The organism is Luteimonas notoginsengisoli (assembly GCF_042648885.1).
GTDB classification, from domain to species: Bacteria; Pseudomonadota; Gammaproteobacteria; order Xanthomonadales; family Xanthomonadaceae; genus Luteimonas; species Luteimonas notoginsengisoli.
In genome coordinates, this window is the sequence record NZ_JBHRYF010000001.1 from 649,497 (window position 1) to 663,016 (window position 13,520).

General features: G+C 68.7%; 13 protein-coding genes. 10 read left to right on the forward strand and 3 right to left on the reverse strand.

Annotation, left to right across the window (positions count from 1 at the left end):
* The first annotated feature begins 85 nt into the window (after positions 1-85).
* The 5 genes from ACFOM9_RS03115 to ACFOM9_RS03135 all read left to right on the forward strand — a co-directional run bounded on the left by ACFOM9_RS03115 (position 86) and on the right by ACFOM9_RS03135 (position 4,550).
* Entirely contained in the window at positions 86-403 is a 318-nt protein-coding gene (locus tag ACFOM9_RS03115; RefSeq protein WP_386706081.1) for a YfhL family 4Fe-4S dicluster ferredoxin, read from the forward strand.
* Positions 404-476: 73 nt separating this feature from the next.
* Positions 477-2,210: a gamma-glutamyltransferase gene (gene ggt / locus ACFOM9_RS03120; protein WP_386706083.1), complete on the forward strand. Its 1,734-nt coding sequence runs from the start codon at positions 477-479 to the stop codon at positions 2,208-2,210.
* Between the two features lie 33 nt (positions 2,211-2,243).
* On the forward strand, positions 2,244-2,819 hold the full coding sequence (locus tag ACFOM9_RS03125) for a hypothetical protein (protein WP_386706084.1): 576 nt from the start codon (positions 2,244-2,246) through the stop codon (positions 2,817-2,819).
* Positions 2,820-2,877: 58 nt separating this feature from the next.
* Entirely contained in the window at positions 2,878-3,765 is an 888-nt protein-coding gene (locus ACFOM9_RS03130; protein ID WP_386706086.1) for an MBL fold metallo-hydrolase, read from the forward strand.
* Positions 3,765-4,550 (forward strand): TMEM43 family protein, encoded by a 786-nt coding sequence (locus ACFOM9_RS03135; RefSeq protein ID WP_386706088.1) that lies wholly within the window; start codon positions 3,765-3,767, stop codon positions 4,548-4,550. The genes ACFOM9_RS03130 and ACFOM9_RS03135 overlap by 1 nt, the downstream gene beginning before the upstream one ends.
* A gap of 93 nt (positions 4,551-4,643) precedes the next feature.
* Here the strand turns inward: ACFOM9_RS03135 and ACFOM9_RS03140 are convergent, their stop codons facing one another.
* The 3 genes from ACFOM9_RS03140 to ACFOM9_RS03150 all read right to left on the reverse strand — a co-directional run bounded on the left by ACFOM9_RS03140 (position 4,644) and on the right by ACFOM9_RS03150 (position 7,816).
* The gene (locus ACFOM9_RS03140; RefSeq protein WP_386706090.1) at positions 4,644-5,453 is read right to left on the reverse strand and encodes a hypothetical protein; all 810 of its coding nucleotides are present in this window, start codon (positions 5,451-5,453) and stop codon (positions 4,644-4,646) included.
* An 80-nt stretch (positions 5,454-5,533) separates the two neighbouring features.
* Entirely contained in the window at positions 5,534-6,166 is a 633-nt protein-coding gene (gene upp / locus ACFOM9_RS03145) for a uracil phosphoribosyltransferase (RefSeq protein WP_386706092.1), read from the reverse strand.
* Positions 6,167-6,307: 141 nt separating this feature from the next.
* On the reverse strand, positions 6,308-7,816 hold the full coding sequence (locus ACFOM9_RS03150; RefSeq protein ID WP_386706094.1) for an aminotransferase class III-fold pyridoxal phosphate-dependent enzyme: 1,509 nt from the start codon (positions 7,814-7,816) through the stop codon (positions 6,308-6,310).
* 144 nt (positions 7,817-7,960) lie between these two features.
* Here ACFOM9_RS03150 and ACFOM9_RS03155 point away from each other — a divergent pair, with 144 nt between their 5' ends.
* From ACFOM9_RS03155 to secD, 5 genes are all read left to right on the forward strand, one after another.
* Complete coding sequence (locus ACFOM9_RS03155; RefSeq protein ID WP_386706096.1) at positions 7,961-8,392, forward strand: Lrp/AsnC family transcriptional regulator; 432 nt, start codon at positions 7,961-7,963, stop codon at positions 8,390-8,392.
* Positions 8,393-8,541: 149 nt separating this feature from the next.
* On the forward strand, positions 8,542-9,597 hold the full coding sequence (gene queA, locus ACFOM9_RS03160; RefSeq protein WP_386706098.1) for a tRNA preQ1(34) S-adenosylmethionine ribosyltransferase-isomerase QueA: 1,056 nt from the start codon (positions 8,542-8,544) through the stop codon (positions 9,595-9,597).
* A gap of 205 nt (positions 9,598-9,802) precedes the next feature.
* Positions 9,803-10,939: a tRNA guanosine(34) transglycosylase Tgt gene (gene tgt, locus ACFOM9_RS03165; protein ID WP_386706100.1), complete on the forward strand. Its 1,137-nt coding sequence runs from the start codon at positions 9,803-9,805 to the stop codon at positions 10,937-10,939.
* A gap of 254 nt (positions 10,940-11,193) precedes the next feature.
* On the forward strand, positions 11,194-11,544 hold the full coding sequence (gene yajC / locus ACFOM9_RS03170) for a preprotein translocase subunit YajC (RefSeq protein ID WP_386706102.1): 351 nt from the start codon (positions 11,194-11,196) through the stop codon (positions 11,542-11,544).
* A gap of 101 nt (positions 11,545-11,645) precedes the next feature.
* Positions 11,646-13,514, forward strand: a complete 1,869-nt coding sequence (gene secD / locus ACFOM9_RS03175; protein WP_386706104.1) for a protein translocase subunit SecD — start codon at positions 11,646-11,648, stop codon at positions 13,512-13,514.
* The last annotated feature ends 6 nt before the right edge of the window (positions 13,515-13,520 follow it).

Consider the following 13,520-nt stretch of genomic DNA (forward strand, 5'->3'; position numbering starts at 1 on the left):
GCAACGACACCTTCCCCATCCCGGACCTCCTTTTTTGAAGGAGGAGCAGGTCCAGGCGCCTTGCCCGGTCGCATACACCACCAGCATGTCCCTCAAGATCAACGAACTCTGCGTCAACTGCGATGTCTGCGAGCCAGCCTGTCCCAACCAGGCGATTTCGCAGGGCGAAGCGATCTACGTGATCGATCCGGCCCGCTGCACCGAATGCGTGGGCCATTTCGACGAACCGCAGTGCGTCGTGGTCTGTCCGGTCGAATGCATCGATCCCGATCCGGACCACGTTGAAGGGCGGGAAAGCCTGCTGGCCAAGCTGCGGCGACTGCAGGCAGAGGACAGCGGCGCAGCGCCGCGCCTGGCCGAAGCGCCGACGCCACCGGTCGTGGTGTCGACTGCCTTGTCCTGAGATACCGGGCCGGAAAAGCCGAGGCCTGATGCTAGGCGGCCTCGAGCCCTGCCTCCACGTTTTTGGAGTTCGCATGAAAGCCATCGCACACCTGTTGCTTGTTTCGCTGCTCGCCCTCGCGCCTGCTGTGGCGGCGCCGCGCGCCGCAACGCCGGCCGCGCATCCGCCCGGCGTTGCCATCGCCTCGGGCCATGCGTTGGCCACCGAGGCGGGGCTGCAGGTCCTGCGCGAAGGCGGCAACGCGTTCGATGCGGCGATCGCGGTGTCGTCGACGCTGTCGGTGGTCGAGCCGATCAGTTCGGGATTGGGCGGCGGCGGCTTCTTCCTGCTGCACGACGCCGGCACCGGCAAGGACGTCTTCATCGACGCGCGAGAAACCGCGCCCGCGGCGGCGACCGAAGCCGAATACCTGCTGGAAAACGGCGAGTTCAACCGCGACCGGGCCATGAACGGACCGTGGTCGGCCGGCATCCCCGGCCTGCCGGCGGCGTTCGTGCACATGGCCGAGAAGTACGGGAAGCTGCCGCTGAAGACGACGCTCGCGCCGGCGATGCGCATCGCGCGCGAAGGCTTTCCCGTCTACGCGCGCATGGCCCGGGGCTACGCTTCGCGTCGCGACGTGATGGATCGCTACCCGGGCACGCGCGCGGTGTACCTGGCCAGCGGCAGGCCGATCGCCGAGGGCGACATCTTCCGCCAGCCCGACCTGGCGCACACCCTGGAGCTGCTGGCCGAGAAGGGATTCGACGGCTTCTATCGCGGCGAAACGGCGAAGAAGCTGCTCAAGGGCGTGCACGACGAAGGCGGCAAGTGGACCGCTGCCGAACTCGCCGCCTACCAGGTGCGCGAACGCGCGCCGATCGTATTCGACTACGACGGCTGGAAGATCACCACCGCGCCGCCGCCCTCGTCCGGTGGCATCGCGCTGGCCGAAATGCTGCAGATCCTTGAGCCTTGGGACCTGTCGAAGCTCGACGCCACGCACCGCACCCATCTGGTCGTCGAGGCTATGCGCCGCGCCTATCGCGACCGCACGTTCTATCTCGGCGACCCGGACTTCGTGGAGATTCCGCAGCGCACCCTGACCAGCGCCGACTACGCCGCCGGCCTGCGCGCGACGATCAATCCCGACAAGGCGACGCCCAGCGACATGCTCTCGGGCAAGCAGACGCCGCTGGAAGACGAGGAGACCACCCACTTCTCGATCATCGACGCCGACGGCAACCGCGTGGCCGCGACCCAGACGGTCAACCTGCTGTACGGCTCCGGCCTGATCCCACCCGGCACCGGCGTGCTGCTCAACGACGAGATGGACGATTTCGCGCTGAAGCCGGGCACGCCCAATGCCTTCGGCGTGATGGGCTTTGATGCCAACGCCCCCAAGCCGGGCAAGCGCATGCTCAGCTCGATGACGCCGACCTTCATGGAATCGGCCGACAAGGTCGCCGTGCTCGGCACGCCCGGCGGCAGCCGCATCATCACCATGGTGCTGCTCGGCATCCTCGGCTACGACGATGGCCTGGACGCGCAGCAGGTCGCCGCGCTGCCGCGATACCACCACCAGTGGATGCCCGACGTGATCCAGGCTGAAACCGATGCGTTCACGCCCGATGTCGTGAAGGGACTGCGTGCGATGGGGCACACGGTGGATGTTCCGGACGAGGAGGGTGGCGACGACGGCCGCCGTTCCAGCCATGTCTGGGGCAACCTGCAGACCGTGGAATGGAACAAGGCGACCGGCACCCTGTCCGGCGGCACCGACCCGCGCAATCCGGTGGGTGCGGCCAAGGTGCAGCTGTCGCCCTGACGTTGACGCGCGCATCGAACCACGAGTATCCGAATGCCGGACCAAGACAAGAAACCCCTGTTGCACGTGCTGCCGGCGATCCTGACCGGCGCCGCGGCGTTGATCGCATCGTTGACCGCGGTCTACGTCAACACGCGCGGCGACCGGCAGGCGACGCCGCAGCAGGCGGCGCAGCCATCGGTGCAGCAGCCCGCCGCCGCGCCCGCGCCTGCCGCGGAGTCGGCGGGACCGCGCACCGTGCACCTGCGCCTGGACCGCATCGCCGTGCAGCACGATGGCTCGGTCGGCAGCACCGACTGGCGATTCGCGGTCGAGCTCGACGGCGAGCCGCTGTTCGTATTCCAGCAGGACGACCTGGACGATACCGGCGGGCGCAACGTGGCGTTGCCTGAGGACGTCGGCAGCAACATCGAGATCACGCCCGGCAAGGCGGCCCATCTCGCGGTCAAGGCCTGGCGCGGCAGCCGCCTGCGCCTGGTGGAAGGCGAGCCCGATGCGCAGGGCGAGGGCGTGGTGGCTGCAACCGGAGCGCTGGCCCCGCTGGCCGTGGCGGCCTCGAAGCCGGAGAAGGGTGCGTTCGTTCTGTATTTTTCGGCGGCTTCCGAATAGCAAGGTTCAAGCACCGGCGCGTTACCATGCCGGGCATGCGGTCACGGATCATGGCGCGATGAAACTCTGGTCGATTTCGGGCAACAGTCAGCAGCTGGACGGCGGCGCGATGTTCGGCAATGCGCCGCGCGCGATGTGGGCCAAGTGGATGGCGCCCGATGCCGCCAACCGCATTCCACTGGCCTGCCGGGCACTGCTGGCCAGCCCGCTGGCCGGCAAGACCGTGCTGTTCGAGACCGGCATCGGCGCGTTCTTCGAGCCCAGGCTGCGCGAGCGCTACGGCGTGGTGGAGGATCGCCACGTCCTGCTCGAATCGCTGCGCGCAGCCGGGTTCGAGCATTCCGACATCGACGTGGTGGTGCTTTCGCACCTGCATTTCGACCACGCCGGCGGCCTGCTGGCGGCGTGGGCGGAGGGGCGCGCGCCCGAGCTGCTGTTCCCGAACGCCACCTTCCTCGTCGGCGCCGAGCAGTGGCAACGCGCGCGGCATCCGCATCCGCGCGACCGCGCCAGCTACATCCCGGAGCTGCCGGCACTGCTCGAAGCCAGCGGCCGGCTCGAGATCGTCGAGGGTGACCGCTCGCGCGCACTCGGGGACGCGGTGCGCTTCCATTACAGCGACGGCCACACGCCGGGGCTGATGCTGGCCGAGATCGTCGGGCCCGAACGCATCGACGGCCAGGCCCACGGCGGCGTGGTGTTCTGCGCCGACCTGGTGCCGGGCAAGCCGTGGGTGCACGTGCCCATCACCATGGGCTATGACCGCAACGCCGAACTGCTGATCGACGAGAAGCGGACATTTCTCGAAGACAAGTTCGCGCGCAACGTGCACCTGTTCTTTACCCACGACCCGGCGATTGCGCTGGCGCAGCTGTCGCGCGACGACAAGGGCCGCTTCGGTACCACGCACGAGACCGCGGAACTGCGGGCGAGGGTGCTGGGCTGATGCAGGTGCACGATCGCGACGCGCGCGCGCCGGCCCGGGCCCGCCTGCGCGCGCGATCATGGTGCGCGGCACTGCTGCTGTGCGCGATGGCCTGGTTGCCGGGGGCTGCTTTTTCGCACGCGACCGCGGCCGAAGGCGCGTCGCCACGCGGCGAAGCCAGGATCGGCAAGGCGCCGCGCGACCCGGACTTCGGCGTCACCACCCGTCATTCCGGCCTGCAGCGTCACGTCGAGATGTACCAGTGGACCCGCGCCGGCGGCGGCTACGCGCTGCAGTGGCGCGGCGCGCGCGTGGATTCGTCCGGGTTCGCGCCGGGCCACGAGAACCCGCGCGAGATGCCGCTGCGGGAACGCGAGTGGCGCGCGCCGGTCAGCGTCGACGGCCAGCCAGTGCCGGCGGATGTCGTCGCCGCGCTCGGCAAGTGGCAGTCGTTCCGGCCGAATTTCTCCGCGTTGCCGGGCAACATGTCGGCGACCTTCCAGCCCGAAGGCGACGGCCTGGGAAGCGCCGAAAATCCGCTGTCACCGCGAGTCGGCGACCTGCGCGTCACCTGGCGCGAACTGGTGCTTCCGCCGCTGGCAGGCCGGCTGGTGCTGAAGGACGGCGCATGGGCCTTGCGGGAGGGAGCCGTCGCGCCGACCACCGCTGTTCGGGACCTGAAAGTCAACGCGCAGCCGCCGTCGCGGGATCGGCCGACGTGGGTGATCTTTGCCGCAGGATTCGTCGTGTTGCTGGCGTTGGTGGTTGCCGCGCGTCACCGGCGCCGGGGCAAGCCAGCTGCCTGACGACTTCGTGGGTCGGCGATGCCGATGTCGCTCTACTCCGCGGAGTGGCGAGAGGGAAGCAGCAGAGTTGGATGCCATGGCTGACCGGCTGGGTCACCGTTGGCGCCCCTCGCCCCGGTTGATGACGGCCAGCAGTTCTTCGATCGTCGCGGCGGTGTACGACGCGGCCCGTGGCGTGCCCGCTTGAGGCGGCGGATCATCCGCTGCCCGCAGGCTTGCGGCAAGGCCGCTATTGCTCGTGTAGATCGGGGCGTCGGCGATGAAGTCCCTTGCAGCCGGGTCGGATCCGGTCAGGTGCCGGTAGAGGAGGATCGCGTCGAGAAGCACCAGGTCCTTTCCGGGGTGCATGCCGTCGATGTAGAACCACGTGAGCCCGGGTTCCGCGCTGCGCAGATCCTGCAGATTCTCCGAAACCTCGATGTACGGGATGCCGGCGGCCGCAGCCGCGGAAGATTCCGCCTCGACCAGCCTGCGGGATGCGGATGGCAGGGTTTGATACGTTCCCAGGAGCACGACGGCCGTGCCGTTTTTCCGGGCGAGCCTTGCGAGCGTCCTGATTGCCCGTCGGGACTGGATGCACGAATCGGGACCAAACGAGCACATCAGGTCCCCGCCACGCTCCTGCAGCACGAGCATCGTGTAGGCACGTCCGGCCAGGGCCTGCTCGACCGAGCCGTCGGCCACGCGTTCGGCGAGCGTCGCCCCGCCCTTGACGATCATGTCGCTATGGAATGCATGCCCGTTTGCCGATGCAAGCGCGGCAGCGACCGCAGGAACGTTGCCGACGTAAAGCTGGCTGTTACCAACAAACAGCACGCGGTCGGGTTGCTGCCTCGGGTGCGGTGCGCTGCATGACGTGCAGAGAAGCAGGGCCAACAGGATCGGAAGTACGAATTTATGCATGATCTGTTCGCCGCCGATTGATGATTGGTCGTCCCCGTACAATGCGTCTGTCGAAGGCGTGATTGCAGCAACTGTCGACGCTATCCGACCCGCGTACCGAAAATCTTGTCGCCCGCGTCCCCGAGTCCCGGCAGGATGTAGCCCCTCTCGTTGAGGCGCTCGTCGATCGAGGCGGTGTAGACCTCCACGTCCGGGTGCGCAGCTTCGAGCACCCTGAGTCCCTCCGGGGCTGCGACCAGGAACAGGCCCTTGATGCGCGCCGCTCCGGCGGCCTTGAGCATGTCGACGGTGGCGACCAGGGTGCCGCCGGTGGCGAGCATCGGGTCGAGCACCAGCGCGGTGCGATCGGCCATGTCGCCGACCAGGTTCTCGTAATAGGGCACCGCCGCCAGCGACGCCTCGTCGCGCTTGATCCCGACCACGCTGACTTTCGCCGCCGGAATCAGTTCCAGCACGCCGGGCAGCATGCCGATGCCCGCGCGGAGGATCGGCACCAGGGTGATCTTGCGACCCTTGATCCTGCGCACGCGCACGGTGCCCGCCCAGCCGTCGACTTCGGCTTCCTCGGTTTCGAGGTCCGACGTCGCTTCGTAGGTCAGCAGGGTGGCAACCTCCGCGGCGAGCTCGCGGAAGGTCTTGGTGCTGTTGTCGGCGCGGCGCATCAGGCCGAGCTTGTGCTGCACCAGCGGATGGCGGACTTCGACGATCTTCATGTTGCATCCCGGCTTGCGATGCCGAAAGTCTGCAGCAAAGCCGGCCCCCGTGCAGCCAATGCAAAAAAAGCCGGCGCTGGGCCGGCTTCTTCCAATGCCTTGGCTGCGCGCCGGCCCGTAGTTCGGGCGCGGCGCGTGCGGTCAGGCCGCGTCGGCCTGCTTCTGGCGCGGGCCTTCGAGCAGCGCGCGCTTGACCATCGCGACGATCAGTTCGATCTCGCTTTCGTCGGCGTCGAAGCGCGGGGTGAAGCGCAGCGAGTTCTCGCCGCCATGGATCACGCCCAGGCCGCGCTCGCGCAGCCATTCCTCGCTCGAACCCGCACCGTAGCCCTTGAAGCTCGGGTCGAGCTCGCAGGAGAACAGCAGGCCGGTGCCCTGGACCTTGGTGACCAGGCCGCCGAGTTCCGCCTTGAGCTTTTCCAGCGACGCCACCGCCTGTTCGCCGCGCTTGCGGATGTTCTCGCGCAGTTCGGGGGTGAGCATGCCGAGCACCGCGCAGGCCACGTCCAGCGCGCGCGGGTTGGCGGTCATGGTGTTGCCGTAGGTGCCGCGCCTGTAGATGCCCGCGGCGCGCTCGCTCAGCGCCAGCACCGACAGCGGGTACTGGCCGGCGTTGAGCGCCTTGGAATACGTCTCCATGTCGGGGGCTTCCTGGCCCTCGAAGCCGGGATAGTCGACGATCGACAGGGTGCCGGTCGCGCGCAGGCCGGCCTGGATCGAGTCGACCAGCAGCAGCGAACCGTGCGCCTTCGTCATTTCACGCGCGGCGGCGTAGAACTCCACCGGCACGCTGCGGCCCGGGTCGCCTTCGCCCATCACCGGCTCCAGGAACATCGCCTCGATGAACCAGCCGTTGGCGTCGGCGTCGGCGAACGCCTGTTTCAGCGCGTCGACGTCGTAGGGCGCGATCGCGATCACGCTGTCCTCGCTGCGGTAGCTGGCGAGGAAGTTCATGTAGGTCTTGCGGCTGGAATCGGAGTACAGCGCCGGGCGATCGGTGCGGCCATGGAAGCTGCCCTTGACCACCAGGCGCTTGACCTTGCGGCCGGCGTGCCTGGCGCCATCGTCGGTCATGGTCTTGGTGTTGGTGTCGGCGATGCGCGCGGCCAGCGACACCGACTCGGAGCCGGAGTTGAGGCACATGAAGCTGGCGTACGGGCAGGCGCCGCGCGTGTGGCCGATCTCACGGCGCAGCGCGCGCTCCGCGCGCAGGTGGGACAGGCTCGGGGTCATGATGTTGGCCATCGCCTGCGGACGAGCCATCGCGTCGAGTACCGGCTGCGGCGCATGGCCGAAGCCCAGCATGCCGTAGCCGCCGGTGTCGTAGAGCACCGCGCCGTTGAGCGTCACCACCCACGGGCCGCGCGCCACGAGCGCGACATAGGGGTTCACCGCATCCTGCGGATAGAAGTTGACGAAGCCCGCCTGCACGGCCTGCACCTGCGCGTCTTCGTCGAGGTCGAGCAGGTCGGCGAAGGCGTCCTTCGCGTTCGCGTATTCGGCGACGGCGGCGTCGACCGCAGCCTCGAGCTCCGGATGGGTGGCGGCGAACTTCGCCAGCGTCGCGTCGTCCAGGCCGGTGGTGCGGCGCTGTCCCTTGTGGGCGCGGAGCGGGGCGAGCCTGTCGGCGAGCGATTGGGTCTGCGACATCGTGCGGGTCCTCCGTTGCGGAATGGGGCCTGCCGCGCGGGCGAAGGCCAGCCCTCTATTATCGACATCTTTTCGTCGGTTAACAGGTGCGATCTGCGCAGAATTCAGGTAGATTTCGGCGAATCGACGAACTTTCGGGCGACCATGAAGCTCACCGGCGCCGATGAGGCCCTGCTGTCGCTGCTGCGCGAGAACGCACGCGCGCCGACCGCCGAAATCGCGCGCCGGCTGCAGCTGTCGCGGACCACGGTGCAGAGCCGGATCGAGCGGCTCGAGCGGCTCGGGGTGATCGCCGGCTACAGGGTCCGGGTGGGCGATGATTTCGAACGCGAGCAGGTCCGCGCGTTGATCATGATCACCGTCTATCCGAAGCAGATGCCGGCGGTGGTCGAGGCCCTGCGGCAGATGCCGGAGGTGCGCAGCCTGCAGTCGGTCAGCGGCGTCTGGGACCTGGCCGCGGTGGCGCTGGTGCCGACGATCGGCGACATGGACGCGCTGACCGACCGGATCGGCGCGCTGGACGGCGTCGAGCGCACGACGTCCTCGCTGGTGCTGTCGAGCAAGTTCGATCGCTGACCGCGCGGGAGCGCCGCGGGCCACGTGCAGCGGCCATGGCCGCGATGTGGGGCCGCCCTGAATCTCCGCCATGGCCGCTTCCACGAGCCGGCTTTCCGGACGCCCATGCCGCGCCGATTACAATGCGCGCCCCTGCCGGTTCCACCGCCTTGAAGAAGTCAGACTTCCACTACGACCTGCCGCCCGAACTGATCGCGCAGGCACCGCTGCCCGAGCGATCCGCCAGCCGCCTGCTGGTGGTGCCGCCGGGAGACGGGCCGTTCGACGATCGCCACGTGCGCGACCTGCCGGAACTGCTGCGCGCGGGCGACCTGCTGGTGTTCAACGACACCCGGGTGATCCCGGCGCGGCTGTTCGGCAGCAAGGTCGGCAGCGGCGGGCGGGTCGAGATCCTGATCGAACGCCTGCTGCCCGGCAACGAGGCGCGGGCGCAAGTGGGCGCGAGCAAGCCGCTGAAGGCCGGCGGGCGGATCGAGCTCGACGCCGGCGGCGAGGCCGAGGTGCTGGGCCGCGAGGGCGAGTTCTACCACCTGCGGTTCGAGGTCGGAGAGGCGCTGGACGCCTGGCTGTCGCACGCCGGGCGCCTGCCGCTGCCGCCGTACATCCGCCGCGAGCCGGGAAGCGACGACGACGAGCGCTACCAGACCGTGTTCGCGCGCAAGGTCGGCGCGGTGGCGGCGCCGACCGCGGGCCTGCATTTCGACGAATCGCTGCTCGAGGTACTGCGTGAGCGCGGGGTGCAATCGGGCCACGTGACGTTGCACGTCGGCGCCGGCACGTTCCAGCCGGTGCGCGTGGACGACATCGCCGACCACCACATGCACAGCGAATGGCTCGAGGTCGGCGCTGGGCTGGTGGAACAGGTGCGGCGCACGCGCGCGGCCGGCGGACGCGTCGTTGCGGTGGGCACGACGGTGGTGCGCGCGCTGGAGAGTGCCTGGCGTCAAGGAGAGGGCACCGATGCCGGCGAACTGCAGCCGTTCGCCGGCGAGACGCGGATCTTCATTTATCCCGGCTATCGCATCCGCTCGGTGGACGCGTTGCTGACCAATTTCCACCTGCCCGAATCGACGCTGCTGATGCTGGTGTCCGCCTTCGCGGGCAAGGCGCGCATGTTCGCGGCGTACGAGCACGCGGTGCGCGAACGCTACCGGTTCTTCAGCTATGGCGATGCGATGCTGCTGTGGCCGGGGGCAGGCGGGTGATGGCGCTGGCGAGCAACGGCGCATCCCCGCCCCTCCTTTTTCAGGGCAGGGCGCGATGCAGGGTGCGTAGCGCTGCGATGCAACGCCGGCAGGTCGAGGGAAGCCGGCAGGCGCGCACACGCGATGCCTGGCTCGATACCCCTTTGAAAAAATCGGGCAGGGGAGAGCTGTTCTTGTCTTGTCACAAGCGACGGAGCAACACCCGATGAGCCGCATGTCGTTCGAACTGCTCGGTAACGACGGCGCCGCGCGCCGCGGTCGCCTCTGGTTTCCGCGCGGCACGGTCGAAACACCGGCATTCATGCCGGTCGGCACCTACGGCACCGTCAAGGGCATGCTGCCCGACCAGGTGCGCGCGCTGGGCGCGCAGATCATCCTCGGCAACACCTTCCACCTCTACCTGCGGCCGGGACTGGAGGTGATCGAGGCCCACGGCGGGCTGCACGGCTTCGCGCGCTGGGACGGCCCGATCCTCACCGACTCGGGCGGGTTCCAGGTGTTCTCGCTGGCGCACCGGCGCAAGATCACCGAACAAGGCGTCACGTTCCAGGCACCCACCGACGGTTCGACGGTCTTCCTCGGCCCCGAGGAGAGCATGCGCATCCAGAAGGTGCTCGGGTCGGACATCGTGATGATCTTCGACGAGTGCCCGCCGGTGCACGTCGACGGCAAGCCGGTCGGCGTGGATCTGGTGGATCGCTCGATGCAGCTGTCGCTGCGCTGGGCGGAGCGTTCGAAGCGCGCGCACGACGGCAACGACGCGGCGCTGTTCGGCATCGTCCAGGGCGGCGTGCACCACGACCTGCGCACGCGCTCGGCCGAGGGCCTCAAGCAGATCGGCTTCGACGGCTACGCGGTCGGCGGCCTGGCGGTGGGCGAGACCGAGGCCGAGCGCAACGCGATGCTCGACCACACCTGCCCGCAGCTGCCGGGCGACCGGCCGCGCTACCTGATGGGGGTGGGGCGCCCCGAAGACCTGGTGGAAGCGGTGTCGCGCGGCGTCGACATGTTCGACTGCGTGATGCCCACCCGCAATGCGCGCAACGGGCATTACTTCACCGGTTCGGGCACGGTGCGCGTGCGCAACGCGAAATACGAGAAGGACACCCGGCCGATCGAGGAGGGTTGCGGCTGCCCGGCGTGCGCCGGCGGCTACACGCGCGCCTACCTGCGCCATCTCGACCGCTGCAACGAGATGCTGGCCCCGATCCTGGGCACGCTGCACAACCTCTGGTACTACCAGTCGCTGATGGCGCGGATGCGCGAGGCGATCGGGAACGGGGAGTTCTCCGGTTTCCGCGAAGCTTTCTACGCCGAGCGGCAGGGGATGCCCAGCGCCTGAGCGCCCGCGCAGCAGCCAGGTCGCACCGCTGCGCCGGCACGGCCGGTCGCGGCCCCGCGACCGCTCCCGCGACAGGCCGGGCAGCGCCGATGTCGCGTGATCGCCGGGCGGGGAGGAACCTTTCCGGTCCGCCAGAGTCCATTGCTGCCTCCTGCGCGTGCCAGGGGGCGCCACCACGGTTCCGGATGCCGTCCGGCGGCTCAGGGGCCGTGCCCGTGGCATAATTCCCCGCTATTTTGCCCGTGGAACTCCCGATGACCTCGTTCAATCCGCTCGACCTGCTGATCTCCCCCGCCTACGCCCAGACCGCCGGGCAAGCGCCGCAAGGCGGTGGCCTGAGCTTCCTGATCATGCCGATCGTGCTGATCGCGGTGATGTACTTCCTGATGATCCGGCCGCAGATGAAGCGCGCCAAGGAGCATCGCTCGATGCTGGAAAAGCTGGGCAACGGCGACGAGGTCATCACCAACGGCGGCATCGCCGGCGTGGTCCGCGAGATCGGCGACAGCTTCATCACCATCGAGATCGCCGACAACGTGCGGGTGCGCGTGCAGAAGGCCGCCATCGGCAACGTGCTGCCCAAGGGCTCGCTCAAGTCCGCCTGATTCCCTCCCAACGTCCGGCGCGGCGCCTGCCGCCCGGACCCGACAGCCACGTCATGCCTCGGCCATCCGGCCCGATGGCGTGATGCCCTGGAAACGCAACGATGCTTGAATTCCCGCGCTGGAAATACGTCGTCATCCTGCTGGTGGTGGTGCTGAGCACGCTGTACGCGCTGCCCAACATCTATCCGCAGGATCCCTCGGTGCAGATCACCGCCAACCGCGGCGCCGCAATCGACGATGCGCTGCGGCAGAAGGTCGAGGCGACGCTTGCGAAGGAGGGCATCGCGACCAAGCAGGTCGAGATCGACGACGGCGACATGCTGGTCCGCCTGCGGGGCCTGGACGAACAGACCCGCGCGGCCGACACCCTGCGCCCGGCGCTGGGCGACAACTACGTGGTGGCGCTGAACCTGGCGTCCACCGTGCCGTCGTGGCTGGAAACGCTGCGCGCTCGGCCGATGCTGCTGGGCCTCGACCTGCAGGGCGGCGTGCACTTCCTGCTCCAGGTCGACCAGAAGGCCGCGCTGGAGAAGCGTTTCGAGGCGTACGCCGAGGACGTCCGCGTGGCGCTGCGCGATGCCCGCGTCGGCTATGAATCGGTCGAGCGGCAGGGCAGCGGCGCCACGATCCGCGCCACCCTCGGCGAGGGTGTCGACGCCGACAAGGCCACCAGCGCGATCCTCAAGGCGATGCCGACGATGCAGCTGTCGGCGGACCGGAACATCGTGACCATCACGGTGCCGGAAGCCGAGGTCAACCAGATCGTGACCGGCGCGATCGAGCAGAACGTCGGCACGCTGCGCAACCGCATCAACGAGCTTGGCGTGGCCGAGCCGATCATCCAGCGCCAAGGCACCGACCGCGTGGTCGTCGAACTGCCCGGCGTGCAGGACACCGCGCAGGCCAAACGCATCATCGGCGCCACCGCCACGCTCGAATACCGCGCCGTGGTCGAAGGCAACGCCTACGACGCGGTGGCCAGCGGCAGCGTGCCGCCCGACGCGCGCGTGTACTACCGCAAAGAACTCGGCCCGGACGGCAAGCCGATGCCGATCCTGCTCAGCAAGCGCGTGATCGCCACCGGCGAACAGCTGGTCGACGCCAAGTACCAGCCCGACCCGCAGAGCGGCACGCCGGCGGTCTCGGTGACGCTCAACGGCCCCGGCGGCCAGCGCATGTTCGATTTCACCAGCCAGAACGTCGGCAAGCCGATGGCGGTGGTGTACATCGAGCGGATCCAGGAAGTGAAGGAAGTCGACGGCCAGGAAGTGCGCAGCACGCGCACCACCGAGCAGGTGATCAACGTCGCCACCATCCAGGGCGTGTTCGGCAAGAACTTCCAGACCACGGGCCTGGAAAGTCCGCAGTTCGCGCAGGACCTGGCGCTGCAGCTGCGCGCCGGCTCGCTGGCAGCGCCCATGGACTTCGTCGAGGAACGCGTGGTCGGCCCGAGCCTGGGCAAGGACAACGTCGAGCGCGGCACGCGCGCTGTGCTGTACTCGTTCCTGTTCGCGCTGGCGTTCTTCCTCGTCTACTACCGGATGTTCGGCATCCTCACCTGCGTCGCGCTGCTGCTGAACCTGCTGATCGTGATCGCGGTGATGTCGCTGTTCGGCGCCACCATGACCCTGCCGGGCTTCGCGGGCCTGGCGCTGTCGGTGGGCATGTCGGTGGACGCCAACGTGCTGATCAACGAGCGCATCCGCGAGGAGCTGCGCGCCGGCATGCCGGCCAAGACCGCGATCGCCACCGGCTACGACCGCGCCTCGGGCACGATCTTCGACTCGAACATGACCGCGCTGCTGGCCGGCGTGGCGCTGTATGCGTTCGGCACCGGGCCGCTCAAGGGCTTCGCGATCACCATGATCGTCGGCATCCTGGCCTCGCTGTACACCGCGGTGGAAGTGTCGCGCGGCATGGCTACGCTGATCTACGCGCGGCGCAAGAAGCTCAAGACGATCGCCATCTGACCGGAT

What these genes read in the sequence shown, in the direction of transcription:
- ggt (WP_386706083.1), top strand. Translation starts at nt 477, where the DNA reads ATGAAAGCCATCGCACACCTGTTGCTTGTTTCGCTGCTCGCCCTCGCG.
- yajC (WP_386706102.1), top strand. Translation starts at nt 11,194, where the DNA reads ATGACCTCGTTCAATCCGCTCGACCTGCTGATCTCCCCCGCCTACGCC.
- tgt (WP_386706100.1), top strand. Translation starts at nt 9,803, where the DNA reads ATGAGCCGCATGTCGTTCGAACTGCTCGGTAACGACGGCGCCGCGCGC.
- ACFOM9_RS03125 (WP_386706084.1), top strand. Translation starts at nt 2,244, where the DNA reads ATGCCGGACCAAGACAAGAAACCCCTGTTGCACGTGCTGCCGGCGATC.
- secD (WP_386706104.1), top strand. Translation starts at nt 11,646, where the DNA reads ATGCTTGAATTCCCGCGCTGGAAATACGTCGTCATCCTGCTGGTGGTG.
- ACFOM9_RS03135 (WP_386706088.1), top strand. Translation starts at nt 3,765, where the DNA reads ATGCAGGTGCACGATCGCGACGCGCGCGCGCCGGCCCGGGCCCGCCTG.
- ACFOM9_RS03155 (WP_386706096.1), top strand. Translation starts at nt 7,961, where the DNA reads ATGAAGCTCACCGGCGCCGATGAGGCCCTGCTGTCGCTGCTGCGCGAG.
- upp (WP_386706092.1), bottom strand. Translation starts at nt 6,166, where the DNA reads ATGAAGATCGTCGAAGTCCGCCATCCGCTGGTGCAGCACAAGCTCGGC.
- ACFOM9_RS03115 (WP_386706081.1), top strand. Translation starts at nt 86, where the DNA reads ATGTCCCTCAAGATCAACGAACTCTGCGTCAACTGCGATGTCTGCGAG.
- ACFOM9_RS03130 (WP_386706086.1), top strand. Translation starts at nt 2,878, where the DNA reads ATGAAACTCTGGTCGATTTCGGGCAACAGTCAGCAGCTGGACGGCGGC.
- ACFOM9_RS03140 (WP_386706090.1), bottom strand. Translation starts at nt 5,453, where the DNA reads ATGCATAAATTCGTACTTCCGATCCTGTTGGCCCTGCTTCTCTGCACG.
- ACFOM9_RS03150 (WP_386706094.1), bottom strand. Translation starts at nt 7,816, where the DNA reads ATGTCGCAGACCCAATCGCTCGCCGACAGGCTCGCCCCGCTCCGCGCC.